Source organism: Streptosporangium album, assembly GCF_014203795.1.
In the GTDB taxonomy this organism is placed as follows: domain Bacteria; phylum Actinomycetota; class Actinomycetes; order Streptosporangiales; family Streptosporangiaceae; genus Streptosporangium; species Streptosporangium album.
In genome coordinates, this window is the sequence record NZ_JACHJU010000001.1 from 2,316,993 (window position 1) to 2,341,198 (window position 24,206).

Annotated in this window: 25 protein-coding genes; 15 read left to right on the forward strand and 10 right to left on the reverse strand. The window is 70.6% G+C overall.

Annotation, left to right across the window (positions count from 1 at the left end):
- The 4 genes from FHR32_RS10935 to FHR32_RS10950 are packed head-to-tail and all read right to left on the reverse strand — an operon-like array spanning position 1 to position 3,837.
- Positions 1 to 567, reverse strand: a complete 567-nt coding sequence (locus FHR32_RS10935) for an ECF transporter S component (RefSeq protein WP_184754205.1) — start codon at positions 565 to 567, stop codon at positions 1 to 3.
- Positions 564 to 2,255, reverse strand: a complete 1,692-nt coding sequence (locus FHR32_RS10940) for an ABC transporter ATP-binding protein (RefSeq protein WP_184754206.1) — start codon at positions 2,253 to 2,255, stop codon at positions 564 to 566. Before FHR32_RS10940 ends, FHR32_RS10935 begins: the two co-directional genes overlap by 4 nt.
- A complete protein-coding gene (locus tag FHR32_RS10945) occupies positions 2,252 to 3,412 on the reverse strand; it encodes an adenosylhomocysteinase (RefSeq protein ID WP_184754207.1) in 1,161 nt (386 codons plus the stop codon). The genes FHR32_RS10940 and FHR32_RS10945 overlap by 4 nt, the downstream gene beginning before the upstream one ends.
- The gene (locus tag FHR32_RS10950) at positions 3,406 to 3,837 is read right to left on the reverse strand and encodes a Rossmann-fold NAD(P)-binding domain-containing protein (protein WP_184754208.1); all 432 of its coding nucleotides are present in this window, start codon (positions 3,835 to 3,837) and stop codon (positions 3,406 to 3,408) included. The genes FHR32_RS10945 and FHR32_RS10950 overlap by 7 nt, the downstream gene beginning before the upstream one ends.
- A 300-nt stretch (positions 3,838 to 4,137) precedes the next feature.
- Here FHR32_RS10950 and FHR32_RS10955 point away from each other — a divergent pair, with 300 nt between their 5' ends.
- The 6 genes from FHR32_RS10955 (at position 4,138) to FHR32_RS10975 (ending at position 9,845) form a co-directional block, all read left to right on the forward strand.
- Positions 4,138 to 6,003 (forward strand): CASTOR/POLLUX-related putative ion channel, encoded by a 1,866-nt coding sequence (locus FHR32_RS10955; protein WP_184754209.1) that lies wholly within the window; start codon positions 4,138 to 4,140, stop codon positions 6,001 to 6,003.
- 30 nt (positions 6,004 to 6,033) lie between these two features.
- On the forward strand, positions 6,034 to 6,162 hold the full coding sequence (locus FHR32_RS45885) for a hypothetical protein (RefSeq protein ID WP_281390865.1): 129 nt from the start codon (positions 6,034 to 6,036) through the stop codon (positions 6,160 to 6,162).
- A gap of 255 nt (positions 6,163 to 6,417) precedes the next feature.
- A complete protein-coding gene (locus FHR32_RS10960) occupies positions 6,418 to 6,774 on the forward strand; it encodes an HPF/RaiA family ribosome-associated protein (protein WP_184754210.1) in 357 nt (118 codons plus the stop codon).
- 51 nt (positions 6,775 to 6,825) lie between these two features.
- Positions 6,826 to 7,197 (forward strand): hypothetical protein, encoded by a 372-nt coding sequence (locus tag FHR32_RS10965; RefSeq protein WP_184754211.1) that lies wholly within the window; start codon positions 6,826 to 6,828, stop codon positions 7,195 to 7,197.
- Positions 7,198 to 7,279: 82 nt separating this feature from the next.
- The gene (secD, locus tag FHR32_RS10970; protein ID WP_184754212.1) at positions 7,280 to 9,550 is read left to right on the forward strand and encodes a protein translocase subunit SecD; all 2,271 of its coding nucleotides are present in this window, start codon (positions 7,280 to 7,282) and stop codon (positions 9,548 to 9,550) included.
- A gap of 94 nt (positions 9,551 to 9,644) precedes the next feature.
- Entirely contained in the window at positions 9,645 to 9,845 is a 201-nt protein-coding gene (locus tag FHR32_RS10975) for an EF-hand domain-containing protein (RefSeq protein ID WP_184754213.1), read from the forward strand.
- A 306-nt stretch (positions 9,846 to 10,151) separates the two neighbouring features.
- On the opposite strand, the gene FHR32_RS10980 is transcribed toward FHR32_RS10975, so the two are convergent.
- From FHR32_RS10980 to FHR32_RS10995, 4 genes are all read right to left on the reverse strand, one after another.
- Positions 10,152 to 10,901 (reverse strand): L,D-transpeptidase family protein, encoded by a 750-nt coding sequence (locus FHR32_RS10980; protein ID WP_184754214.1) that lies wholly within the window; start codon positions 10,899 to 10,901, stop codon positions 10,152 to 10,154.
- Between the two features lie 33 nt (positions 10,902 to 10,934).
- Positions 10,935 to 12,050 (reverse strand): FAD-dependent oxidoreductase, encoded by a 1,116-nt coding sequence (locus FHR32_RS10985; protein WP_184754215.1) that lies wholly within the window; start codon positions 12,048 to 12,050, stop codon positions 10,935 to 10,937.
- A gap of 527 nt (positions 12,051 to 12,577) precedes the next feature.
- A complete protein-coding gene (locus FHR32_RS10990) occupies positions 12,578 to 13,915 on the reverse strand; it encodes a hypothetical protein (protein WP_184754216.1) in 1,338 nt (445 codons plus the stop codon).
- A 131-nt stretch (positions 13,916 to 14,046) separates the two neighbouring features.
- Complete coding sequence (locus tag FHR32_RS10995) at positions 14,047 to 14,361, reverse strand: hypothetical protein (RefSeq protein ID WP_184754217.1); 315 nt, start codon at positions 14,359 to 14,361, stop codon at positions 14,047 to 14,049.
- Positions 14,362 to 14,603: 242 nt separating this feature from the next.
- On the opposite strand from FHR32_RS10995, the gene FHR32_RS11000 reads away from it, so the two are divergent.
- The 5 genes from FHR32_RS11000 (at position 14,604) to FHR32_RS11020 (ending at position 19,330) form a co-directional block, all read left to right on the forward strand.
- On the forward strand, positions 14,604 to 15,236 hold the full coding sequence (locus tag FHR32_RS11000) for an IclR family transcriptional regulator (protein WP_184754218.1): 633 nt from the start codon (positions 14,604 to 14,606) through the stop codon (positions 15,234 to 15,236).
- 476 nt (positions 15,237 to 15,712) lie between these two features.
- Positions 15,713 to 16,195: a hypothetical protein gene (locus FHR32_RS11005; RefSeq protein ID WP_184754219.1), complete on the forward strand. Its 483-nt coding sequence runs from the start codon at positions 15,713 to 15,715 to the stop codon at positions 16,193 to 16,195.
- Positions 16,196 to 16,452: 257 nt separating this feature from the next.
- Positions 16,453 to 16,677, forward strand: a complete 225-nt coding sequence (locus tag FHR32_RS11010; protein ID WP_184754220.1) for a ferredoxin — start codon at positions 16,453 to 16,455, stop codon at positions 16,675 to 16,677.
- A complete protein-coding gene (locus tag FHR32_RS11015) occupies positions 16,667 to 18,061 on the forward strand; it encodes an NAD(P)/FAD-dependent oxidoreductase (RefSeq protein ID WP_184754221.1) in 1,395 nt (464 codons plus the stop codon). The genes FHR32_RS11010 and FHR32_RS11015 overlap by 11 nt, the downstream gene beginning before the upstream one ends.
- 30 nt (positions 18,062 to 18,091) lie before the next feature.
- Complete coding sequence (locus FHR32_RS11020) at positions 18,092 to 19,330, forward strand: cytochrome P450 (protein ID WP_184754222.1); 1,239 nt, start codon at positions 18,092 to 18,094, stop codon at positions 19,328 to 19,330.
- Positions 19,331 to 19,406: 76 nt separating this feature from the next.
- On the opposite strand, the gene FHR32_RS11025 is transcribed toward FHR32_RS11020, so the two are convergent.
- Positions 19,407 to 19,760 (reverse strand): VOC family protein, encoded by a 354-nt coding sequence (locus FHR32_RS11025; protein WP_184754223.1) that lies wholly within the window; start codon positions 19,758 to 19,760, stop codon positions 19,407 to 19,409.
- A gap of 9 nt (positions 19,761 to 19,769) precedes the next feature.
- On the reverse strand, positions 19,770 to 20,210 hold the full coding sequence (locus FHR32_RS11030; protein WP_184754224.1) for a nuclear transport factor 2 family protein: 441 nt from the start codon (positions 20,208 to 20,210) through the stop codon (positions 19,770 to 19,772).
- A gap of 132 nt (positions 20,211 to 20,342) precedes the next feature.
- Here FHR32_RS11030 and FHR32_RS11035 point away from each other — a divergent pair, with 132 nt between their 5' ends.
- From FHR32_RS11035 to fahA, 4 genes are all read left to right on the forward strand, one after another.
- Positions 20,343 to 20,969, forward strand: a complete 627-nt coding sequence (locus FHR32_RS11035; protein ID WP_221465358.1) for a TetR/AcrR family transcriptional regulator — start codon at positions 20,343 to 20,345, stop codon at positions 20,967 to 20,969.
- A 122-nt stretch (positions 20,970 to 21,091) separates the two neighbouring features.
- Complete coding sequence (locus FHR32_RS11040; protein ID WP_184754226.1) at positions 21,092 to 22,261, forward strand: homogentisate 1,2-dioxygenase; 1,170 nt, start codon at positions 21,092 to 21,094, stop codon at positions 22,259 to 22,261.
- Complete coding sequence (locus FHR32_RS11045) at positions 22,243 to 23,049, forward strand: hypothetical protein (protein ID WP_246466096.1); 807 nt, start codon at positions 22,243 to 22,245, stop codon at positions 23,047 to 23,049. Before FHR32_RS11040 ends, FHR32_RS11045 begins: the two co-directional genes overlap by 19 nt.
- Positions 23,049 to 24,185, forward strand: a complete 1,137-nt coding sequence (gene fahA, locus FHR32_RS11050; RefSeq protein ID WP_184754227.1) for a fumarylacetoacetase — start codon at positions 23,049 to 23,051, stop codon at positions 24,183 to 24,185. Before FHR32_RS11045 ends, fahA begins: the two co-directional genes overlap by 1 nt.
- Positions 24,186 to 24,206: the final 21 nt, after the last annotated feature.

Here is a 24,206-nt window from a genome sequence, read left to right on the forward strand (position 1 = left end):
TTACAGACCCGCCCGCTTGGCGAGCGGCTCCCAGGCGGCGTCCAGCGCCGGCACGAGGATGACGACCGCGATGCCGTTGGCCAGCAGCGCCGGCAGGTAGTTCACGTAGAAGAACGTCGAGAAGTCGACGCCCTGCTGGACCCACATGTCGGTGATCACGAACAGCAGGCCGGCCGCGGTGGCGGCGAGCGCCCCGATGGCCGTGACCACGAGCCGGACGGCCTCACCGGCGATCGGCGGGATCGCGGTGAAGATCAGCGCGGCGAGCGCGCCGATCAGGCCGTTGGCCACGCTCCAGTTCCAGTAGAGCAGGCCGTAGCCACTGATGAGGTCGATGATGACGTTCCCGACCAGACCGACGAAGAAGCCGGTGATGACGCCGAACCGCTTGCCGAAGAACGGCACCAGCGCGAACGCGGGCCGTACGGCGACGCTCTGCGTGCCGGGGATGAGGAAGCTGAACAGGCCCAGCACGGCGTAGAGCGCCGCGCCGACGGCGCCGAACACGACCGTCCTGGAGCTGATCGCCCATGGGGAATGGCGTGGGGAGAATGCCTCGGTACTCACGAAGGGATGGTTCCTTCCCGGTGGGGGGTGAGGCGCGCGAGGTCGAACGGATGGGGGATGATCCCCCGCGCGTCCTGGACATGGTCACGGATGGCCCGGACCAAGCTGGTCTGCCGGAGCCCGGCGCGGGACCAGATGTCCGCGTCGCGAGCCAGTTCGGCGGGTGAGGCGTCGGCGACGACGCGGCCCCCGTCGACGACGACGATCCGATCGGCCGAGGTCAGCGCCAGATCGACGTCGTGGGTGATGAAGTAGACGCTCTCGGTGGCGTCGAGGACCTGGGTCATGAACCGCGTGGTGGTGCGCAGGTCCTGGCCCGCGGTGGGCTCGTCGAGGATGAGTGTGCGGGGCCGCATGGCCAGGGCCAGGGCGACGGTGAGGCGGCGCTGCTGGCCGAAGGAGAGCGTGCGCGGCGAGCGGTTCATGACGTCGGTCTCACCGTCGAGGAGCATCGCGCGCAGCGCCTCCTCCGAGACCCGCCGGATCTCCTCGTCCGGCCAGCCGAGGTTGCGCGGGCCGAAGGCCAGCTCGTCGCCGACCGTCGCGCAGAACAGCGCCTGGCCGGGGTTCTGGAAGACATAGCCGAAGGTGGTCGCCAGATCCGGGGTCGAGCGCTCGGCGATCGGCGCACCGTCCACGTGGACCGTGCCGCGCAGCGGTTCGAGGAGCCGTACGGCGGCGCGCAGCAGGGTGGACTTCCCCGCGCCGTTGCGCCCGAGGATCGCGACCCGTTCGTGGGTCCCGAGCACCAGGTCCACGCCGTCCAGCACGGCCCGGCTGCCGTATCCCAGCGCGACACCCCGGTAGTCCAGCCGGGGGGCGGCGCCCGCCGGCCCGTGAGACGTGCCGGCCGGGTCGTGACGCGTGCCGCCCGGCGCGGCGAGCGGCCCGGAGGTCCGGTCGCGGCGTGGACCCCCCGGTGCGGCGGGCAGCTCGGCGGCCCGCTCCACCAGCGTCTCGAACGGGAGTTTCACGTGCGCCACCGGCGCGGATGCCAGGAACCCGGTCACGTTCCCCGCGTAGTGGCTCTGCCCGTCCTCCAGGTAGAGGACCTGGGTGGGCTCGAACTCCAGGATCTCCTCGACCCGGTGCTCGACGACCACGGCGGCCCCGCCCTCGTCGACGAACCGGCGCAGTGCGCGCATCAGCCGCAGGCTCGCCTCCAGGTCGAGGTTCGCCAGCGGCTCGTCCACCAGGACGACCTGGGGCCGCATCACCAGCACCCCGGCGAACGCGACCATCTGCAGTTCGCCGCCGCTCAGCTCGGCGGTGGCCCTGCCCATGAGGTGCCGGATGCCCACCCGGTCGGTCACCTCGGCGATCCGGTGGCGGATCTCGGACCGGGACAGGCCGAGGTTCTCCGGGCCGAAGGCCAGCTCGGTGTCGACGGTGGTGCCGACGATCTGCTTGTGGGGGTCCTGGAGGAGGGTGCCGACGGTGGTGGACAGCTGCCTGATGCTCTGCTCGGCCACCGCCCGCCCGCCGACCGCGACCTCGCCGGTCACCTCGGCCCGGTAGGCGTGCGGGATGAGACCGTTGAGCAGCCGGAGCAGGGTGCTCTTGCCACCGCCGGAAGGTCCGCTGACCAGGGCGAGGTCTCCGGGGCCCACGGCCAGGTCGACCCCGGAGAGCACCTGCCGCCCGGTGCTCTGGTAGCGGACCGAGGCGGATCTCAGCTCGATGATCACAGTCCTCTTTCCAGGAACTCACGCTGAAGTGCGGACGGTACGTCGAGGCCGATCCCCAGCGCGCGCAGCTTGAGCCGGGCGATCCGCTCATCCAGCTCGCCGGGCATGGGGTGGACGGCGGCTGCCATCGCCGGGCCGTGGGTCACCAGGTGGTCCACGGCGAGCGCCTGCACCGACAGCGAGAGATCCATGATCTCGATCGGGTTGCCCTCGGCCGCCGCGCAGTTCACGCACTCCCCGTCGGCCAGCACGGTGACGCCTGGTGGCACGTCGCCGGTCTCGACCTCCTCGGGCACGCCCCCGGCGACGGCCACCACGGCACCGGGACTCATGGCGCCCAGGTGCTCGCGGGTGATCGTGTGCGCCACGCCGGTCGCGGAGAACACCAGGGCGGCCTCCGGGCAGGCGTCGAGGAGCGGGCGGACCTCGAACCCCTCGTGGTGGGCGCGGAGCGCCGCGAACGGCTCCACCTCGGTCACGATCACCCGGGCGCCGAGTGCCCGGGCGTAGCGGGCCACGCCCTGGCCGACGTATCCGTAGCCGGCGACCACGCAGACGGTCCCGGCGAGCTGGAGGCCGGTCAGGTCCAGGGCGGCCATCACGCAGGACTGCCCGGTGCCGTGCACGTTGTCGAAAAGGTATTTCGAGCGGGCGTCGTTGACGGCCAGCACGGGAATCCTCAGTTCACCCCGGTCGGCCATGACCCGGAGCGGGCGCAGGCCGCTGGTCGTCTCCTCGGCCGCGCCGGCCAGCCCGTCCAGCAGGCCGGCGGCGTGGGCCAGCCGTACGACCCTGGAGCCGTCGTCGACCAGCACGTCCAGCCGCTGTCGGAGCATGCGCAGCGCGAAGTCGCGGTCCTGCTCCGGCGAGGCGTCCGAGCGGGCGAGCACGGCGACGCCCTCGGACACCAGGGCCGCGGCCGTCTCGTCGTCGGTCTCGCCCGCCGGGCAGGTCACCACCACCTCCGCCCCGGCGTCCCGGAGCGCCAGAGCCAGGTTCGCGGTCTTGGGCTCCAGCACGAGCACCAGGCCGACCCTGCGCCCGGTCAGGTCGAGCTCCCCGGCGACGGCGCCGAGCACCGGCATGAAGCGCCGCGCCCAGGCGATCCGCTCCCGGCCGCGCGCGTGGAGCGAGGCGTCCCTGATCTCGGTCAGCACGCCAGGTCCAGCACGAACACCTCGCGGCCGGGGCCGAGCCGGTAGCCGGTGACGCCGTCACGGACCCGCACTCCGGCCATCCCCGCGAAAAGGCCGGGCGCCTCATACAAATCCGGCTTTCGGGACATTTCTGATGGCTCGGCTCGGACGACGATCGCCCCGTCCCGCAGGAAGGGCAGATGCGCCTCGGTTGCCCCGACCACCAGGTCGGCGATCGCCACCGCCTCGTCCTCGGACATGACCCGGTGACCGTCGAGGGCCGCGGCCGGATCGGCGACAAGGGTCTGCGCGCCCATCGCCCGCAGGCGGGCGGCCAGCTCCGGCTCATGGCCGATGACGGCCACGCGCTTGCCGGTCATCAACAGGTTGGTGAGCCGGAGGATGGCCTGGATCGCGGTCTGTGCCCGGCGATGTCCGTCACTCATAGCCCCCATCCGATCTTCTGCAAGATCCGATTAAAGGGGAGATCCCTACCCAGTGACAATGCTCTTTCACGGATAAAAGGCACTAATTCCTACGGGTGAGTCCCGCTCTACGGTGAGAACCATGCTGGACTACGATGCCGAGGCCGCCGACTGCGACGCGACCCGCGGCGGTGTTCCCCGGGCCGACGCCGCAGCCCGTGCCGTCCTGGAGCACCATGTTCCGCGGATTTGCGAACACCAGAGCGACCTGCCACTTTTATGCGATTGCCGATCGGACGTTTACCTACCGGGGAGGTGGCGGTGTCCAGGGTGACAGTCAGTGAGCGGGTGCGGTACTGGTTCGACACCACCATGTCGAGAGGCACCGTGGCCTTGATCGGCTGGCTCTGCCTGATCTCCCTCGGGCTGATCCTGCTGGTCACCCTGCTGAGCCTGTGGCTGACCCCGACGGAGGCGGCCAAGCACGACGGCTTCGCCGGCATGCTGTGGGCCACGCTCATGCGCACGCTGAGCCCCGGCAAGGTCGCCAGCGACACCGGGAGCGCGCCGTTCGTCGCGCTGATGTTCGCCGCCTCGCTGGGCGGGATCTTCATCGTGAGCGCGCTGGTCGGTGTGCTCGCCAACGGGCTCAAGGACAAGTTCGAGCAGCTGCGCAAGGGCAGGTCACGGGTCATCGAGACCGGGCACATCGTGATCCTGGGCTGGTCGGACCAGGTCTTCACGATCATCACCGAGCTGGTCCAGGCCCACGCCAGCGAGCGAGGGTCGGTCATCTCGGTCCTGGCCGACAGGGACAAGCTCGCCATGGACGACGATCTCCGTCAGTACGTGGGGGAGACCGGGAGGACCAAGCTGGTCTGCCGGACCGGGCGGCCCACCGAGCCGACCGACCTCGACCTGATGAACCTCGACTCGGCCCGCTCGGTGGTCGTCCTGTCCCCCCAGGGCGACGACCCCGACGCGCACGTCATCAAGACGCTGCTCGCCCTGGCCAAGCGCGACGGCGACCACCCGCCGGTGGTGGCCGCCATCGCGAGCACCGCCAACATGGCCGCCGCCCGGCTGGCCGGCGGCCCGGACGTCCACCTCGTCGACTCCGACGACACCGCCTCCCGGCTCATCGTGCAGTCGTCGCGCCAGTCGGGCACGTCCGTGGTCTGCATGGACCTGCTCAACTTCTCCGGCGGCGAGATCTACCTGCGCTCCGACGCGGACCTGGCCGGCCTGACGTACGGCGAGGCGCTCCCGGCCTACCAGACCGCCACGGTCATCGGCCTGCGCCGCGACGGCCGCATCATGCTGAACCCTCCGATGGACACCGTGATCGCCGCGGCGGACGAGGCCGTCGTGATCGCCCAGGACGACTCGATGATCCACCTGGCGGACGCCATGCCGCAGGCCCAGGAGGAGTCGATCGTCTCGGCCGAGCCCGGCAGGCCCGGCCCGGAGCGGACCCTGATCCTCAACTGGAACGGCCGGGGCCGCCACATCATCCAGTGCCTCGACGGCTACGTCGCTCCCGGCTCCGTCCTGGACATCGCCTCCGACCATCCCGACGCCGTGACCGGCTTCGAGGACCTGGTCAACCTCACGGTGAACGTCAAGGGCTGCGACACCACCGACCGCTACGCCCTGGAATCCCTGGGGCTGGGGGTCTACCAGCACGTCGTCGTGCTCTCCGACGACCGCTACCCCACGGGTCACGCCGACACCCGGACGCTGATGACCCTGCTCCAGCTCCGCGACATGCAGACCTCGCTCGGCGAGCGATACTCCATCGTCAGCGAGATGCACGACGAGAACAACCGCGCCCTGGCCGAGGTCACCCGGGCCGACGACATCGTGATCAGCGACACGGTCATCGGCCTGCTCCTGGCACAGCTCACCGAGAACCGGCACCTGGCCGAGGTGTTCGGCTACCTCTTCGACTCCCGCGGTTCGGAGATCTACCCCCGTCCGGCCGGTGAGTACATCCGCGCCGGAGCCCCGGTCGGCTTCGCCTCGGTGATCGAATCGGCCCGTCGCCGGGGCGAGACCGCGATCGGCTACCGGCTGGCGGACCGGGTGAACGAGGCGCCCCACTTCGGTGTCGTGCTCAACCCCGACAAGTCACGCACCCTCCGCCTCGGCCCCGGCGACTCCGTGATCGTCCTCGCCGAACGGTGACCCCCGGTCCGCGTCGGTAGAGTTCGGGACGTGGTCCTCCCCCGTGTCCCCTTCGCGACCCTGCTCACTCCGGCGATGCTGGTGGTCACTCCGGTGCTGGTGGCGTCGCAGGTGTTGCTCTGGTGGACCTTCGGCCGTGTTCCGGTCAGGTCGAGGTGATCATGTAGGCCAGGCCGAGCAGCACGGCGACGGGGATCAGCCACACCACGAACTCGACTGCGGTCTCCTTGTACACGGTCAGTTTCTCCCTTGAGGTTCTGCTAAATCCATGGAATCGGCCATGCGAAGCATATGCGCATCGCGGGGCGGGCCTGCACACGGGCCGGGCCGGCCGACTCCCCGGGGCGGCCGGTCGTCCCCGCCGCCGTCACCGAATGTAATGTTATGAACACATCAGGTGGAGAGGCGGGGGCCATGACGGACACGGGTGACGAGCAGCCGGACATCCTCGGCGAGCGGCTCGTCCTCGGCAGGGGCTTCACCGAGAACGACCGTCCCGACATCGTCGAACGGTTGACGGCCTTGGGGAAACGGCTGCGCTCGTATCCCGCCGACTCGGTGGACCTGCGGCTGAGCGTCAAGAATCGCGACCGGGCGGAGCAGAAGGTGACCTTCGAATGCCGGCTCGCCGGGGCCGAGCCGCTGGTGGCCACCTCGGCCGAGGAGGACCTGTCCACCGCGCTCGTCGAGGTCCGCGAGGACATGATCCACCAGCTGGACAAGCTCAAGACCAGGAGGGATCCCCGCCACGACCGCCCGCACCGCCCGTGACCCTCAAGGGTCCTTGACGGGATACGGTGGGACCGACCCCTGGAGGAGATCATGCGGCAGCTGAGGCGCGGCGCGCCGTTCGGCTGGCTGATCGCCCTCCTCTTCCCGCTGCTCGTCTCGGGCGGGCTGGGCGGGAGCGGTGTCACCGCCCTGCTGGAACGCCCGGCCGTCACCACGATCGCCGGGGAGCACCAGCCCCTCTCCCACCAGGCCCATCCCGGTGGCGAGCAGCAGGCCCTCACCGCGGGCTCCGCCGGGTCCGGATCCGGCGGCGGCCATCCGGTCGCGGCCCGCCCGCCCGACGCCCACCGGCTTCTGCGCCTCTCCGGCTCCGGCTCACGCCGGGCGGGCGACGACGGTCCACGTCCGCTCGCGGCCCCGCTGTTCCTGCCCAGCCGGGCACCGCCCTCCACAGGCACCTGAAAGCACCTCGCAGCCAGGCCCCACGGCCGGTGCGGGTGCTTCGCCGTACCCGAAAAACTTTCCCCAGCCTGTGGAGGCTTCCATGTCGCGTGCCCCCGTGGTGCGCGCGGTAGCGGCGTTCGCCGTTATCGCCATCTCCCTTCTCGTCGCGTTGACCATGCCCCCGCGTCTCGGACTCGACCTGCGCGGCGGCACCCAGATCGTCCTGGAGACCAGGGACTCCCCGACCGTCAAGGCCGACGCCGAGGCCACCGACCGCACCCTTGAGGTGCTCCGCCGCCGGGCCGACGCCCTGGGTGTGGCCGACGCGCCGCTGGCCCGCTCCGGCGAGCGGCGCATCATCGTGGAACTGCCCGGCGTGCAGGACCCGGCCCAGGCCGCCGAGGTCATCGGCAAAACCGCCCAGCTCACCTTCCACCCCGTCATCGCCCTGGCCGACGCGACGACCAGAGCCAAGGCGGGTGAGCAGATCATCCCCGACGAGGACGGCACCAGGCTGCTCATCGGCCCGGCCGGGCTCACCGGAGACGGTGTCAGCGACGCCCAGGCCGGGACCGACCCCCAGCAGGGCGGCGGCTGGTACGTCACCGTGGACCTCCGTGACGGAGGCCGCAAGGCGTGGGCCGAGCTGACCGGCAAGGCCGCGTGCCAACCGGTGGGCGACCCGAAACGGCGGGTCGCCATCGTGCTCGACTCCAAGGTCATCGTCTCGCCGCAGGTGAACGAGGGCGTGGCCTGCGACGTGGGCCTGCCGGGCGACTCCACCCAGATCACCGGCTCCTTCACCGCAGAGGAGGCGCAGGACCTGGCCGTGCTCATCAAGGGCGGCTCGCTGCCGGTGCCCGTCGAGATCGTCGAGCAGCGGACCGTCGGCCCGACGCTCGGCGCCGCCGCGATCACCGCCAGCGCCGAGGCGGCCGTGATCGGCGTGCTGCTGACCGCCCTGTTCATCATCGTGGTCTACCGGCTGGTGGGGTTCCTCGCCGCCGTCGCCCTGGCCTGTTACGCGCTCGTCTCCTACGCGGCGCTGGTGGCGCTCGGCGCCACGCTCACCCTGCCGGGCCTGGCGGGCTTCGTGCTCGCGATCGGCATGGCGGTGGACGCCAACGTGCTGGTCTTCGAGCGGGCCAGGGAGGAGTACGCCGCCCGCCCAAGGCTCCGGCCCGCCTTGGAGAAGGGCTTCCGCAACGCCTGGAGCGCGGTGGCCGACTCCAATATCACCACTCTGCTCGCGGCCGGGCTGCTGTTCTTCCTGGCTTCGGGGCCGGTGCGCGGCTTCGGCGTCACCCTGAGCATCGGCGTGGTCGCCTCGCTGGTCACCGCGATGGTCATCACGCGGGTGCTGGCCGAGTGGGCGGTGTCGAGGAAGTCGGTGGCCGGGCGGCCCGCCCTGACCGGCCTGTCCGGCATCGGACGCCTCCGGACCTGGCTGAACGCCCGCAGGCCCGACCTGATGCGCCACCGGACGGTCTATCTCGTGCTCACCTGCGTGGTGGTGACCGCCGCCCTCGCCGGGGTGGCGGTGCGGGGGCTCGGATTCGGGGTGGAGTTCACCGGCGGCCGGCTGGTGGAGTACTCCACCAGCGCCCCGATGACCGCCGACACCGCCCGCGAGCTGGTCAGCGCGGCCGGGTTCCCGGAGGCGGTGGTGCAGTCCTCCGGCACGGACATCTCCGTGCGGACCGGCCAGATCGACGCCACCGGCCTGGAGAGGATCGAGGCGGCGCTGGAGAGCCGGGCCGGGCAGATCACCAAGGAGCGCGACGAGCTCATCGGCCCGAGCATGGGTGACGAGCTTCGCCGCAACGCGCTGGTCGCGCTGGGTGTCGCGCTCGCGGCCCAGCTCGCCTACCTGGCCTTCCGGTTCCGCTGGACGTTCGGCCTGGCGACGGTGCTGGCCCTGGTCGCGGACGCGGCGGTCGTGCTCGGCGCGTTCGCCTGGCTGGGCAAGCCGGTGGACGGGGTGTTCCTGGCCGCGATGCTCACCGTGATCGGTTACTCGGTCAACGACAAGGTCGTGGTCTTCGACCGCGTCCGCGAGCTGTGGGGGCTGCGCCCCAAGGCGCCGTTCGCGGAGGTGACCAGTACCGCGATCCTGCAGACCGTGCCCCGTACGGTGAACACGGGCCTGGGCGCGCTGTTCATCCTGGCCGCGCTGGCCGTGCTCGGCGGCGACTCGCTGACCGACTTCGCGGTGGCCCTGCTGATCGGCATCGTCACCGGCACGCTGTCCTCCGCCCTGGTCGCGGCGCCGCTGGCGGTCGTGTTCGAAAAGCACAGCTCGGCGCCACCGCCACAGCCCGTGCGCAGGCGCGTGCCCGGGTCGCGCGAGGGATCGGGAGCGGTGGTGTGAGCGGGTGGTCAGCGGGCCCGTCCCCGGGGCAGCGGGCATCCCGCTAATGTGCTTGGCGTCTGAATCTCCCTGCTGACGGAAGGCCGGTGCAATCGTGGCGGACGACTACGCGACGACTTTCAGGATTATCGACGTCGACGGTGACGGCCTGATCTCGGCCACCGAGATGACACGCCTCATGGAGGTGCTCGGCCAGCCGATCACCCCCGAGGCCGCGGAGGCCGCCATCGTCAAGATCGACATGGACGGTGACGGGCTGATCTCCCTGGAGGAGTTCGGCGGTTACCTCGGGTAGTCATGTCTCTCCCGCCGGATGCCACGGGAATCGGCTCCGGCGGGACACACCGGTGAGGGCGGTGCTGCCACGCCCGGCTCGCGGATCCCCCTCACCGGCCACCATGGGCCAGCCGCGGGCCGGGCGTGGCTCGGATCCATTCCCGGCCGGCGCGCCTTGACACCTGCCGCCCGCGTTCAAGCCGTGATCAGGGACCCGCGCGCGGGAACCGGCACCCGGGAGACCCTGGTCGGGAGACCCGGGGTGGGAGACCGGCCCTCCGGAGGGAGTGGCCGGGGACGGTCCGCCGGCCCCACCTCACGCGGATCAGCGGACGTAGACCGGCTCCCCCGTCTGGACCATCTGGAAAAGCGGCCGGGCGTTGTGCAGCGGGACCCGGATGCATCCGTGGGACGCGGGATGCCTGGGGACCAGTTCGGAGCCGTGGAAGCCGATGCCGCCGTTGAAGTAGACGGTGTAGAACTGTTCGCCCAGCGGACCCTTGGTCCACCCCGACGTCCGCCACCAGGCGCGGAAGTCGCCGACGGGCGTGACGGCGACCCCGCAGTGCCCGTTCTTGCAGTAGTGCTCACCCGTGCCGGTCGAGATGTGGGAGACGAGCGCGGGCTTGTCGTCCTGCCACGCGGTGAGCAGCTGACGGCGTAGGTCGATCTCCACCCTCGCGGGCTCCCCGGAGGGCACCAGCGGCCTGACACGCTCCGGGTGAGCGAGCGCGCGCCAGGTCGGAGAGTCGACCCGGTCGACGGGTGGCAGCCCGTTGGCCTTCTGGAAGGCCCACACGGCAGCCCGGAGCGCGGGGCCGTACTCGGAGCCGAGAGGTCCCGGACTGAACCCCAACCGGTCGAGACGGACCTGGACCTCACGGATCAGGTTCCCCTTGTCGCCGAGTTGAAGGGTGGGGAACTGCGGCGGCGCGGCGGCGTGCCCGAAACGGGCCGCGGGGGGCCCGGAATACCGCTGGGACGCCATACCGGTGCGTTCCATATCGAACGGCAGGAACGCGGTCAGCGCGAGGACCATGTTCGCGGTCAGAAAGCACTGGACAATTCTTCGCATGTTTGACGCCTATCCACTCTCAGGCGAAACCAGTCAAAAGGAATGTGAGTACTTACGGTCCTCTACGGCTGCACGCACAAGCCCGACGGCTTCCTGTGCGCATCCCCAGGAGAAACTGAATCCCGCCCCACCGTGCGCGAAATTGTAGATGATCCGGCTCGCCTCATCCCATTCCAGGCAGACGTTCTCCTTTCGGAAAGGCCGCAACCCGACCCGTACCGGCTCATCGGGGTCGACCCGGGCCTGCCGCAGCGCGGGCATGAACGCCAGGCAGCGCTCATACATGTCCCGGACCGGCCCGTGGTTTTCCATGGTGATGCCCGTGTCCCACTCGTCCTTTTCCGCCAGCCCGCCGAGAACGAGGATTCTCTGGCTGCGCGGCACGATGAAGACGATGTCCTGCTCGTCCTGGCCCTCCTGGTGGGAGACGCAGTGGGCCTCGCCGATCCGGGGCCCGCGGATCCCGCCGTTGCGGACGCGGACAAGCGCGCCGCGCAGCGGATACATGCTGACGCCGCGCAGCCGGGCGGTGCCGAGCCCCGCGCAGCAGACGATGGCCTCGGCGCCGAACCTGTCAAGGAGCTCGGCTCTCTGCTCGGCGAGCAACCCCTCGATCCGCTCCCGCCTGACCTGCACCCCGTGGCTCTTGACCTGCCGTATCAGCCACATCATGTACTGATCCGTGTCGATCATGGGTGCCATGTGGGAGTAAGCGTCGACCACGCCGTAGTCGGGACTGACGCCGTTGCGTTCGGCGAGCGACCGGTCATGGACGAAGCCGCGTACCTTGCCCGCGAGCTCCTGCATCTTGTGCAGATCAAGCGGATTCTCTCCGACCGGGCGCCTGAAGTAGAAGTTGGATCTCCGCATGGCCACTCCGGGAACCTTGGCACGGGCGAGTTCCTCGAAAACCCGGTACGAGGTGACGCACCAGTCCTTGGAGCGGGCAAGTGAGACCTGGTCGTGGTGGTAACCGCATACCGCGGGCGGCCACTCCCAGAGCGCCCCCGCCACGACGGAGACGATGTCGGGCGCGAACTTCTCCGCGACCACGGTGACGCGGAATCCTTCCCTGGCCAGACACAGCGCAGTCGTCAGTCCGCTCACACCGGCCCCGACGACCAGTATTTTCTCCGAATTCGCGCGCACCTGGGAACGCCTTCTTTCTGAGTTCATCCGGCTCGATCACTTTTTCGGCATGGCCGATCGCGGGAGGTCGTCGCGACGGACGCTGAAACTCTCCCAGGGTAAATCGAGATACCGGCGAACTCCGGAGTGGCAATGCGCCCGGCGCGGAAGATGTGCAGCCCCGGATCGGTGAAAGAGAATTGCCGATCGCGGAGAAGAACCGGATGAAAAGCAGGCACAGCCGTACCGGATCCCGATACCCGGGTGGCGAGTCTTTGGCGGTGCGCTGGATTTCCGCAGTCAATCCATCGACCGGCCCTGGCCTGCATTGACACACTTTTAGTCGAGCACCGGCGGTTACCGCGGGCCGACCTGGGCCACCGAGGGCCGGATTGCCTATGTTGCGCTTCAGGCTCGCCTATATGGCCCCAAGTGAGATCGTTGGCCGCAGAAAGGCGGCCGCGTCTTGCTCACCGGAGAATGCCCGGATGAAACGGAAAGGCCCGCATCCGGTGAACGGGCGCGGGCCTTCCGTCAGGACGCCGGGATCAGGCGGTGGTGAGGTAGACCTGGCTGACGGCCTCGGCGATCTTCTTAAGGTCGGTGGCCACGTCCACCTCGGGGGCGGTCGGGTTGTAGACGGCGGCCAGACGGCGCTTGATCGGGGTGAGCTTCTTCAGCTCCTCCCAGGCGGTCAGCCGGTTCACGGCGCCCTGGGCGTTCTGGACGCGGGTCCAGAGGTTCACCTGCTGGGCGGCACCGTCCATGACCGGTGTCGACGCCCGGGAGGCGACCTGCTCGGGCGTGACCTGACCCACCAGGCCGGTCTCCTCCGCGGCGATCTGGGCCAGGACGTCCCACGAGCGGGCGCGGACCTGGATCCACTGGTTGCGCTGGGCCTTCGCAGCGTCGATCTTCCAGGTCGTGTAACCGCCGTACAGCAGGCCGGTGTCCAGGGAGATCTGGTCGATGCGGTCGGCGCTCAGCAGGGATTCCACCTTCTCCGGGACGACCAGCGGGTAACGCTTGCGCATCTCGGTCTTGCAGGCCTCCTCAGCACCGCAGGCGAGCTCGGGCACGACCGTGTGCACACCCAGCCGCTTGCCGGGAGCCGCCTGGCGCAGCGCGTCCGACGCGGCGGTGACGAAGGCGGCGACCTCGGCGTCCGTGGTGAACGTCGCGTTGTAGCCGAGCTGCGAGGTGAAGCGGATCCCGGCCACCTCCGGCCGCGCGGCCAGCGCGCCGATCCGCTTGACGGCCGCGGCGAAGGTCGCGGCGCCCGCCTTCCAGTCGTCGGCCAGCTCGGTGTCGATCCAGACCCGGACCCCGGTCGCCTTGGCGGTGGTGATCGCCTGCCCCGCGGGGGTCTGTGCCGCCGCGGTGACGTCCTGGGTGGCCGTGGTGAAGGCCTGCGTGGCCGCCCTCTGACCGGATGAGGCGGAGGTGCCGGTCTCGGGGCGGCTCACCGTACCGTCGCCGCCCTCTCCGTTCCCGTCGACCGCGCACTGCTGGCCGGGCTCGCACTCGGGCGTCCCGCCGTCCTCGGCGCCCTCGGGCGCCGGAGAGTTCTCGTCGCCGACGGTGCCGTCGCCCTCCAGGTAGGGGCAGTCGGCCCCGGCGGCGGAGCAGTCGAGGAAGTGCCCCTCCGACGGGACGGCCTCCTTGAGGTTGGCGTTGTCGTTGGCCGCCCAGAACTTCGCGACGTCGAGGGCCTCCTCCGGCTTGGCCAGCCACTGGCACATGACGTAGGAGGGAGCGTCGGCGCTCAGCAGATCGTTGCAGCTACGAGGGTCATCCTGCGAGTAGGCGGCGACCGCTGGTGTCACGACACCGACGACCGTGAGCATGGCGCCGACGGCGAGTGCCCGCCGCAGAGTGAATCGCATGTTCTGAAACTCCCGGGTAAAGCCAGCCAAAACGATCCCCCGCACTGTATCGAGATCACCACCGCCCCGACAGAGGCTGACAGGAAATCGTCAGGCTCCGGACATTTCCCATTCAGTTCCGGCGGGGCGGGTCAGGGGCTGACATAGGTCGGCAGGTTCGCCGCCACCAGGCACTGGTGGAAGGTGAAAACCTGCGGGTCTTCCGGGTCGATGTCGACACTCACCCAGTGGTTCTGGTCGCTGCCGAAGGTCTGCACCCGCGTGACGTTCTGGATCACCTGCTTGTTCGCGTCGGTGAGCGGCTTGTCGATCTTCAGGAAGTGGCTGTCGCCGTTGACCGGCAGGACCTGTCCGGGGAAGCCGATGGACAGCTGGGCCAGTTTCTGCTTCGTGTCGGTGAAGTGCGTGGTGGGCTCGGTCCACATGTCGGACTGGAGAGTGATCACGATCGCCTTCGAGCGGGCCGCCTTGGCCGCGGCTGCGAATCCCCGCCGGCATAGGCCGCCACCGTGCCGCCGAGCATCGTCAACGCCCCGACTGCCGCGACAACCAACGTTCTGCGCATCTCTGTCCTCCAGCCATCACGTACCGAACCCGCGCATTCGAGTCCCTACAGATGGCACGGCGGAGCCGGCCCGAGCGCACCACCGATAATCGGAAGCATGCTCCCAGCACAGCAGGTGCCCTGATGCCGGCCGAATCGTCGCAGACCCTGGAACGCGGTCTCCGCCTGCTCCGCCTGCTCGCCGACGGCCGCCCCGGCCGCACGCCCACCGAACTCGCGGCCGAGCTCGGGCTGAGCCGCCCGGCGGTCTACCGACTGCTCACCACCCTCCAGAGCGAGGGCTTCGTCCGCCGGGACGGCGACGGCCGCGTCCATCTCGGTTTCGGCGTCCTCGTCCTGGCACGTGCCGTCCAGCCGCTGCTCCGCGAGGGTGCGCTGCCCACCCTGCGCAGGCTCGCCGAAGAGGTCGGCGCGACCGCGCACCTCACCGTGGCCGAGGGGGACGACGGCCTGGCCGTGGCGGTGGTCGAGCCCTCCTGGACGGACATGCACGTCGCCTACCGGGAGGGTTCCCGCCACCCGCTCACCCGGGGCGCGGCCGGTCTGGCGATCCTCGCCCTGCGCCAGGGCCGCACCGCGTATGCGATCAGCGAGGGCCAGCTCCAGGAAGGCGCGCGGGGCATAGCCGCCCCCGTCCCCGGAGTCCCCTGGCTGGAGGCCTCCGTGGGAGTGGTCTCCTTCACTCCCCTCGCCCCCGAGTCCATCGGCCCCCGGGTGGCGGCCGCCGCCGCGGAGCTGGCCGCCGCCCTGGCCTGACCCGGCCACCGCGGGATCCGGGCCCGTATCGCCCGGCGACACGGGGAGGAGGAACGACCCCGCACCCGGGTCAGGGCTTCGGCAAAGTCCGTTGAGCGGTAGCCGATCAGGTGAGTCCGAGGACGGTCAGGGTGCGGGTGGCGTCGCGGGAGAGGTGACGGATGGCTTGGGCGATGTTGCCTGTGCCGGTCAGACGGAGAGCGCCAATGGCGAGTTGCGCAGGGCGACCATGTTACCCGGAATATCGGTCAGGCCCATATAAAGGCATATTTATGATTAAAACACTGTCGGCGGCGGTCGAGATATACGTGCCGTACCGCGGCAGAAGCACCTCAACCCGGTTACCGTCTCCCGCCTTTCCACAGGCCGGGAGATGGATGGCTTTTCCGGCGCTTTCGTGGACGCCGAATTGCGTTGACCGGTGAACGGGAGTTCGCCATATTGGCGCAATGATCCCCTTACGCCCCCTTGCGGGAGTGATCCTCACATCTGTTCTCCTGACCGGTTACGCCGCCACTCCGGCGGCCGCCTCCGCCCAGGCGCCCGCCGCGCTCTCCTCGGTCCAGGCGGCGTCCCGGCCGGGCAACGGCACGCTCCTCTACGACCGTCTCAGTGACGGACGGGGCACTGTGAAAATCAAGAACGGCACCGCCAAGGACGCCGTCGTCACCCTCGTCCGAGGCACGTCCAAGGCGCTCAGCCTCTATGTCCGCGCCAGGTCGACCGCCAGCGTCAAGGTGGTCGAGGACGGCACCTACAGCGTCTACTTCACCAGCGGCCACCGGTTCAGCACCTCGAAGCGCAGGTTCGCCAAGAGCGCCGTCTACCAGCGCTTCGACCGGAAGCTGAAGTTCACCACGACCTCGATCAGCGCGACCATCTGGACGCTGACCCTCAACGTCGTCAGGGGCGGCAACGCCCGCACGAGCGGCGTCAACCCGAAGGATTTCCCGGCCTGACCCCGGACCGGGCGACGGTCCCCGCACGGCGGGCGTTCCCCGCACGGCGGGCGTGCCCCGCACGGCGGGCGTGCCCCGCACGGCGGGCGTTCCTCGTATTTCCGCCGCGACAACGGCTTATCGACCACTGTTTTGGAGAAGTCCGGCAAAGATCCCGTCAAATGGCGCAACACGGCGATTCCGGATGACATCTGTCCTGTTCCGCAACTTACGCTGAGCAGCACCTGATGGCCACCCATCGAAGGGACAGGGTCCTCATGAGGCTTGTCGTCGATCTCAACCGGTGCCAGGGATACGCGCAGTGCGCCTTTCTGGCACCGGATGTCTTCGTCATGCACGGCGAGGAAGCCCTGATGTACGACCCCGGTGCCGACGAGACGCAGCGTGAGCAGATCATGAGGGCCTCGGCGGCGTGCCCGGTCCAGGCCATCCTCGTCGACCAGGTCGACCTGGCGGAGGGGGCGCTCGCCCATGTCGGTTGACGGGCCGACGAGGACGTTCAGGCGCCAGGGCCGCGTGGTCGTCGTCGGCGCCTCACTGGCGGGTCTGCGGGCCGCGGAGACCCTCCGCGAGGAGGGGTTCACCGGAGCGCTGACCATGATCGGCGACGAGCCGCACGGACCCTACGACCGGCCGCCGCTGTCCAAGCAGGTCCTGCTCGGCAAGACGCCGGCGGATGGCACCGCCCTTCCCCGGCGCCGCGCGATCGACGCGGAGTGGCGGCTCGGGGTCGCCGCCACCGGGCTGGACCTGACCGAGAAGCGGGTACGCCTGGCCGACGGGCAGGAGGTCGGGTTCGACCGCCTGCTGATAGCGACGGGCACCCGGGCCCGGCCGTGGCCCAGGGACGCGGAGGCCGACCTTGACGGCGTCTTCGTCCTGCGTACCAGTGACGACGCTGCCCGGCTGGACCAGCGGCTGGCCGCCAGGCCCCGCCGGGTGCTCGTCATCGGCGCCGGGTTCACCGGCTCCGAAGTCGCTTCCGCCTGCCGCGAGCGGGGACTGGAGGTCACGGTCGCCGAACGTGGCCCGGCCCCGCTCGTGGGAGCGCTCGGGGGAGTCATCGGCGCGATCGCGGCGGAGCTGCAGCGCGAGCACGGTGTCGACCTGCGCTGCTGCATCACGGTGACCGCGCTCGAAGGCGACCCGGCCGGGCGGCTCAGACGCGCCCACCTGTCCGACGGCACCGCGCTGGACGTCGACGTGGCGGTGATCGCGCTCGGCGCGATGCGCAACACCGAGTGGCTGGCGGGTTCGGGGCTCGGCGCCGGTCCCCGGGGAGTCGCCTGCGACGCCGGGTGCCGGGCCTTCGACGTCCACGGCATCGTCACCGACGACATCTTCGTGGCGGGCGACGTCGCCCGCTCCCCGCACCCGCTCTTCGGCTACCAGTTCCTCTCCCTGGAGCACTGGGGCAACGCGGTCGCGCAGGCCGAGACCGCGGCCCACAACATGATCAGTGCCGGACCCGACCGCCGCCCGCACCTGTGGGTGCCGGCCTTCTGGTCCGCCCAGTTCGGCGTGAACATCAAGTCCGTCGGCGTCCCGCCCATGGGCGAGGAGATCGCGGTCACCCAGGGATCCCTCGCCGAGCACCGCTTCGCTGCGGCCTACGGCTTCCAGGGGCGTGTCATCGCCGCAGTCAGCTTCGACCACGCCCGATGGATCGACTTCTACCGCGAGCGGATCGAATCGGCCGCGCCGTTCCCGCCGGACTTCACCGGCGTCGACCGGCCCCCCGGAGGGGTACGGCCCGTCCCCGCCGACTTCCCGGACCCCGCCCTGCCCACCCACGGGCCCACCGTCACCCTGAGCGGGTACTCGCCCAGCGACCGACGGGTCACCTTCACCCCGGCCCGTGCCTGACGGCAGGGGTCTCCACGCCGGAGGCAACCGATGACATCGGGAACCCTGCTCCACCAGATCACCGACTACGCCAACCGCGCCGATCCGTACCCCCTGTACGCCGAGCTCCGCAGGACGCCGGTGGCACGGCAGGACGACGGCGTCTACACCGTCAGCACCTACTGGGAGATCAACAGCCTGCTGCACGACCCGCGGCTCAGCTCCGACGCGCGCAACCGCGTCCCCCTGGCGGACGGTTCCCTGTCCCCGGATCCGGAGGAGGACGCCGCCCTGCCGCCCAGCTTCATACGGCTCGACCCGCCCGAGCACGACCGGATGCGCCGCCTGGCGACACGGCCGTTCGGGCCGCCGAACTGCCCCCGGCGGATCCACGACATGCGCGGCGAGCTCGCCCGGATGGTGTCCGACCTGATCGACGGCTTCGAGGGCAGGGAACAGGCCGACATCGTCGACGACTTCGCCTATCCGTTTCCGGTGATGGTGATCTGCAACCTGCTGGGGGTGCCCCATCAGGACGAGACCCGCTTCCACGGCTGGGCCGACACGATCGTCTCCGCTCTCGACCCCAGCCCCGCCGAGGGGGCCGCCGAGCGGCAGCGCGTCGCCCAGCAGGCCCGGACCGAGCTGGGCCGCTACCTGGCCGGGCTCATCGAGGAGCACCGCCGTACCCCCGGCCACGACATGCTGTCGGCCCTGGCCACCGACCACGGCCCGGACGGGCGGATGTCGCAGCTCGAACTGATCACCACCGCCGTCCTGCTGCTCATCGCCGGCCACGAGACCACCGTCAACCTCATCGCCAACGGGGCGCTCACCCTGCTGCGTCACCCGGAGGTCCTCGGGCGGCTGCGTGAGGACCCCGACCTGGCCGTCCCGCTCGTGGAGGAACTGCTGCGCTACGAGCCCCCGGTGCAGCTCCTGCCCCAGCGCACCGCCCTGGCCGACGTCGATGTCGCCGGCACCCTCATCCCGAAGGGTTCGCCCATCTGGCTCATGCTGGCCTCCGGCAACCGCGACCCCCGGCGCTTCCCCGACGCCGACCGGTTCGATCCCGGCCGCCGGGACAACCAGCACCTCGGCTTCGGCAGCGGCATCCACTACTGCTTCGGCGCGCCCCTCGCCCGGCTGGAGGCGCAGATCGCGCTGACCGAGCTCGCCCGCCGCCTCGTCAATCCCCGGCTCGTGGAGGATCCGCCCCCGTACCGGCAGAACCCGGTCCTGCGCGGCCCCCGCCACCTCCCCGTCTCCTTCGACGGCCTCACCGCGTAGGCACGGTTCCTTCGACCGGGCCGCCACCCGGGAGAGGCCAGCGCAGACGATCTCCCGCCGGAGGCTCCGCCCGCCCTCAGGGCAGCGGTTCGAGAAACTCCAGGCGGTTGCCGTGGGGGTCTTCGCTGTAGAAGCGGCGCATGCCGGGGAAGTCGTCGTCGAAGGCGACCGGGTAGCCGGCCTCGGTCAGCCGCCGGGCCCATCCGTCCAGGTCAGCGACCAGGAGACCGGGATGGGCTTTGCGGGCCGGGCGGAAGTCGGCCTCGACGCCCAGGTGCAGCTCGATGCCGTGGCCGCGGAACCAGCACCCACCGCGTACGGCGAGCGCGGGAGGTTTGGGAATCTCAGCCAGCCCGAGCACGCCTCCGTAGAAGCCCCGCAGCGCGGCCTCGCTTCCGGGCGGGCAGGCCAGCTGGACGTGGTGCAGCATCGTCACTCCTCAAGATGAGGACCGGAGGGCGTCGGCCAGCTCGCCGAGCCGCCCGCGGCGCCTGGCCGAGGCGATGTGATCGATGTAGTCGCGAGAGGCGACGATCTTCCCGTCTCTCACGCGAAGCACGAACACGCAGGGGACGGTGAAGGGCTCGCCGTCGTCGGCCGTCCCCCGGTACTCGAACTCGGCGACGATGACCTCCGGGTCCGTGGTCTCGTGAACGACGATGCCGGCCGGTCGCTGCCGGACGGGCTTCATCCGCGCCCCGGCCGAGAAGTGCTCGCGCAGTTCGTCCCGGGTGCGCAGGGGGGCGGCTCCCAGCGGCGCGAACGGGTGCTCGACACAGGTCTGTTCGGCGTAGAGGTCGGAAAGCTCCTCCCAGCGACCTTCCGAGACGCCGTGGACGAGCTTCAGGAAGACCTCGCGGGGAGTGAGTGGGCGCGTCATGACAGCCTCCATACGGCAACGCGAGCCTCCGCGGCCGGAGGCGTGGGGATAACATCCGAAGTGACGACTCCGATTATCCGGAGTGTCGACTCCGAATGTCAACGACGATGCGCGGGCGAGATGGGCGGACAAGTGAAGCGAGAAGAGACCGACGGGGCCGGGCATCCGCTGCGCGCCGACGCCCGCAGCAACCGGCTCCGCATCCTGGAGGTCGCCGAAGAGGTCTTCGGCAAGGGCGGCAGGTCGGCGTCGACCGAGGAGGTGGCCCGTCTCGCGGGTGTCGGCATAGCCACGGTCTTCCGCCACTTCCCCACCAAGGGCGCCCTGCTGGAGGCCGTGCTCGTCCGGCACCTCATCCGCCTGCGCGACCGGGCGGACGACCTCTCCGGGTCGGCCGACCCCGGCGCGGCGTTCTTCGGTTTCTTCGCCCATGTCGTCGACAACGCGTCCGAGAAGCTCGCCATCATCGAGGCGTTCACCTACGCCGGCGGCGATCCCGGCGGCAAGGCGGCCCTGGCCTCGGACGGACTGCGCGAGGCCATCGGGGTCCTGCTCCGCCGCGCCCAGGACGCCGGCGCGGTCCGGAACGACATCGGCCTCCCCGAGCTCTACGTGCTCCTCGTCGGATCCTCACGCGCCGTCGCCCACACTCCCCTCGACCGGGAGGTACGGGACCGGGCACTCGCCGTCGTCTTCGACGGCCTCGCCCCCGGAGCAGGCGCCGGAACCGATCGCCGCACCGGACGGCCGGCCCGGTGACGCCGGCGGGACGGAGCGAGACATGCGGCCGGGAGATGTTTGACAGCGCCCGCCCGAAGGCGGAATGTTGTACGTATAAAGGACGCTAGCGTCCGATAAACGGACAATCCTGGGAGAAGCGGATGCCGTACTACCGCACCGTGGGAGAGATCCCCCGCAAGCGACATGTGCAGTTCCGGCGGCCCGACGGCGGGCTGTACGCCGAGGAGCTGATGGGCGAGGAGGGCTTCTCCAGCGACTCGTCCCTGCTCTACCACCGCCACCTGCCCACGGCGATCATCAAGGCGGAGGCGGTCGAACCGGCGGCGGGCACCACGCTGACCCCCAACCTGCCCCTCTCCCCCCGCCACTTCCGCACCCAGGACCTGCCGGTGGGCGGCGACCTGGTCTCCGGGCGCGGGCTGCTGGCGGGCAACGCCGACGTCCGCATGTCGTACGCCGCGAGCGAGACCCCCAGCGAGCTCTACCGCAACTCCATGGGCGACGAGTGCGTCTACATCGCGAGCGGCCGGGTCAGGTTCGAGTCGGCCTACGGAGTGATCGAGGCCGGTGCGGGCGACTATGTGGTCGTCCCGACCGGGACGATCCACCGCTGGGTGCCGCAGGGCCGCGTCACGGCGTTCACGATCGAGGCCGCGGGGCACATCCGGCCACCCAAGCGTTACCTGTCCACGCACGGCCAGTTCCTGGAGCACGCCCCCTACTGCGAGCGCGACCTGCGCACCCCGCAGGAGCCGCTGACCGTCGAGGGCGAGGAGGTGCCGGTGCTGGTCCGCACGCGCGGCGGGCTCACCCGGCTGGTCTACCGCAACCACCCGTTCGACGTGGTCGGCTGGGACGGCTGCCTGTACCCCTACGCGTTCAACATCAACGACTTCGAGCCCATCGTGAAGCGGACCCACGCCCCGCCGCCGGTGCACCAGACCTTCGAGGGCCCGAACTTCGTGATCTGCTCCTTCTGCCCCCGGCCGCTGGACTTCCACCCGGACGCCGTCCCCATCCCCTACAACCACCACAACGTCGACTCCGACGAGCTGATGTTCTACGCGGGCGGCGACTACACCGCGCGCAAGGGCTCGGGCATCGACGTCGGCTCGATCTCCCTGCACCCGGCCGGGTTCACACACGGCCCACAGCCGGGCGCCGTCGAGGCCGTCATCGAGGCGGTACGGCAGGGCCACACCCAGACGAGCGAACTGGCCGTGATGGTCGACACCTTCCGCCCGCTCGACCTGGGACCCGCCGGCCTGTCGGTCGAGGACCCCGCCTACGCATGGACCTGGGCCCGATGACGCCGCCCCACGACGGCCCGGCGCCGGAGGCGCTCTTCCGGGGCCTCGTCGACGACGCGGGGCTGTTCCCGCCGACCGCGCTGCCGATGGCCGAGGCCCTCCGGCGGCACCGGGCCGACCTGGCCGAGGGCAGCCCGGTGCTCACCCACCGCTTCCTCTGCCCGGCCAGCCGCCTGCCGGAACTCCGCGCCCACCTGGGCTCCCCCGTCCGGCTCGGGCTCATCCTGGACACCCCGGAGACGCCGCCGCTCGACGGCCTCGTCGTCGAACTGGTCGAGGTGCCGGGCGGCCGGGCGATCGCCCTGGACCTCCCGGCCCGCCAGTTCGTCGAGGTCACCGCGGCCCAGCTACCCGTGGACGTGCCGCCCGGGGTGGGGCTGAAGATCCGGTGCGGCGGACTGACCGCGACGGCCTTCCCGTCCGCCGGCGACCTGGGCTCCTTCATCACCCACTGCGCCGAGCGCGACATCCCGTTCAAGGCGACCGCCGGGCTGCACAACGCGGTCCGTCACTTCTACCCGCCGCTGGGCACCGACCGGCACGGCTTCCTCAACCTGGTCCTCGCGGTCTGCGCGGCGGTGGAGGGCCGGGACCCGGTGCCGGTGCTGAAGACGACGGACGTGGGCGAGCTGGTACGGCTGGCACGGGCCGTGCCGGACGACACCGCCGGGCGCGCCCGGCGACTGCTGGTGTCATACGGCTCGTGCAGCACGAGCACCCCGATCGAGGACCTGCGGGCCCTCGGCCTGATCACCGGCGTGACCGCCGGCATAGAGGAGAACGCGTGATGTCTTGGGGCCTGGAGCACCTGCCCTACGGAGTCTTCTCACGGCGGAAGGGGGAGATTCCGCGCGTGGGCGTGCGGTACGGCGAGCATGTGGTCGACCTCGCGGGGGCCCTGCACGACGAGGTGTTCGCCACCGGGTCGCTCAACGCCTTCATGGCCAGGGGCGCGACCGCGTGGCGGGACACCCGGACGGTGATCCAGAACAAGCTGAGCACCGACCGGGCCGCGATCGAGGCGCACCTGATCCCGCTGGAGCAGGTCACCCTGCACCTGCCGATCGAGGTGGCCGACTACGTCGACTTCTACTGCTCGCTGGAGCACGCCACCAACCTCGGCCGGATGTTCCGCCCCGACGAGGAGCCGCTGAAGCCGAACTGGCGGCACCTGCCGGTCGGCTACCACGGCCGGGCCGGGACCGTCGTCGCGTCGGGCACGCCGGTCGTCCGGCCGTCCGGGCAGCGCGGGGCCGGGGTCTTCGGCCCCTCGGCGAAGCTGGACATCGAGGCGGAGCTGGGGTTCGTGGTCGGCACGCCGACGGTCCTCGGCGAGCGGGCCGGCCGGTTCGACGACCACGTGTTCGGGGTGACGCTGATCAACGACTGGAGCGCCCGGGACATCCAGGCATGGGAGTACGTCCCGCTGGGGCCCTTCCTCGGCAAGTCCTTCGCCACCTCGATGTCGCTGTGGATCACCCCGCTGGCGGCGCTGTCGGAGGCCCGCATCCCGGGCCGGAGGCAGGAACCCGAGCCGCCGGCCTACCTGCGCCGCCGGGAGCCGTGGGGGCTCGACCTGACGCTGGAGGTCACGCTGAACGGCGAGGTCGTCTCCCACCCGCCGTACCGGGACATGTACTGGACGCCCGACCAGATGCTCGCCCACATGACCGTCAACGGCGCCAGCCTGCGCACCGGAGACCTCTACGCCAGCGGTACGGTCTCCGGCCCGGGGCCGGGCGAGCGGGGCTCGCTGATCGAGCTGACCTGGAACGGCGCCGAGCCGCTCAAGCTGCCCGACGGTTCGGCCAGGGCCTTCCTGGAGGACGGTGACACCGTCACGATCACCGCGTCGGCTCCCGGCCCCGGCGGGACCGTGATCACCCTGGGTGAGGTGACGGGGACCGTCCTGCCCGCGAGGTAGCACGCCCCGTCACTCAATGTG